Source organism: Gordonia sp. NPDC003425 (assembly GCF_053588635.1).
This window is the reverse complement of the sequence record NZ_JBSFQI010000047.1, coordinates 1-1,470: the sequence shown is the minus strand read 5'-3', so window position 1 is coordinate 1,470 and position 1,470 is coordinate 1. Positions and strand designations below refer to the sequence as shown.

Genomic DNA, 1,470 nt, shown 5'->3' with positions numbered 1-1,470 from the left:
CAAAAACGGCGAACTCGTCGAACCCGGCACCGCCTCACCCGACCAGCAGGAGGCTGCCTGAAACAACCTCATCCACAGATCTTGACAATATCTCGCGGACTGGGGCTGGGGACTTGTGCCGCCGTTCCAGTTCTCCGCCTGGCAATGGCAGAACAGCTACGGAGAGCGGCCGATCACCGACACACTGTCCGCACTGATCTTCGACAATCTCTTCGGACGATTCCCCAACATCAAGGTCCTGGTCAGTGAGTTCGGCGCCGAATGGGTGCCTCACTTCATTCGCCATATGGACAAGAGCAGAGGTATGGCTCGCAATGGACGCTGGCTGGGCGGCCAGTTGACCGAGCGCCCGAGTGCGGTCTTCAAGAAGCACATCCGAGTCGTGCCCTACCCCGAGGACGATACGGTGGGTATGGTCGAAAGACTGGGAACAGTCGAGTGCTTGGTGATGGGATCGGACTGGCCGCATGCCGAGGGTCTCCGTGAACCCGCCGACTTCTACACACGCGTCGAAGGCCTCGGTGAGGAGAATCGCAAGAAGTTCCTCCGTGACAACGGTCTTGATTTGATCAACGGGACGTAGATGGTCCCCGAGTGGAAGCGGGTCGCGTGGCGAAACAGACGGCGCGTAGCGGTCGCGTTGGTCGCCCGCCATCCAACTCCACTCGTGGCTCCACCAACCTCACACAAGATGAGATCGTCGATGCCGCGCTGAAGATCATTGCAGACGTCGGTGTCGACAAGCTGTCGATGCGGCGCCTATCGGAGGAACTGGGAGTTTCTCCGATGGCGTCGTATCACTATGTCTCGGGCAAAGATGCACTGCTCGACGTCGTCGCCCGCACAGCTCTCGCCGATGTCCGTATCCCGGACCGGTTCGAGGGGCGATGGTATGAGCGGTTGCGGATGATCGTCGATCAAGTCGAGACTCGACTTCATTCCTATCCGGGGATCGGCGAAGTCATCCTCGACCAGGTTCTTCGCGGTCAAACACGCATCGTTGACGGCGTCATGGCCACGCTCTATGAGGCCGGATTCGGTGACGCGGATGTGCTGGCCGGTTACTCGATGATCCACAGCTATCTGTTCGGACGTAACCGCGCCTCCCGGCAGGATCTGGAGGTCCCCCGCGAACGCGAGTTGCCTCCACGGATCTCCCGGGCGATCGAGGCTCTCGACAGCATGCGCGGGCACGACTTCTATGAGTTCGGAATCGACACGCTGATACTCGGCCTGCGCGCGCGGGCCGACGCCCTCGACCATCGGCCCGCCGACTGAACGGCGACCGTCATCGCGCCCGGATCGGACGAACGCACCGCGGAAAGGTGGCCAGGTCCGCGGAGCGTTCGCCGGGGTGATGCGGTCAGAGGATTTCGTAGATCGTTGCGTTCGCGGTACCGCCGCCTTCACACATCGTCTGCAGACCGTACCGTCCCCCGTTTCGACGGAGATGGTGAATCAACGTCACCG

General features: G+C 61.4%; 2 protein-coding genes and 1 pseudogene. 2 read left to right on the top strand and 1 reads right to left on the bottom strand.

What is annotated here, in order from left to right; all coding sequences use genetic code 11:
* Positions 1-94: 94 nt before the first annotated feature.
* Positions 95-583 (top strand): annotated as a pseudogene (locus ACWDTD_RS20520) (amidohydrolase family protein); the annotation flags it as partial.
* An 11-nt stretch (positions 584-594) separates the two neighbouring features.
* Positions 595-1,278, top strand: coding sequence for a TetR family transcriptional regulator (locus ACWDTD_RS20515; RefSeq protein ID WP_449748953.1), 684 nt, complete (start codon positions 595-597; stop codon positions 1,276-1,278).
* Between the two features lie 85 nt (positions 1,279-1,363).
* On the opposite strand, the gene ACWDTD_RS20510 is transcribed toward ACWDTD_RS20515, so the two are convergent.
* The coding region (locus ACWDTD_RS20510; RefSeq protein WP_449748954.1) for a hypothetical protein at positions 1,364-1,470 on the bottom strand (107 nt) is incomplete at its 5' end.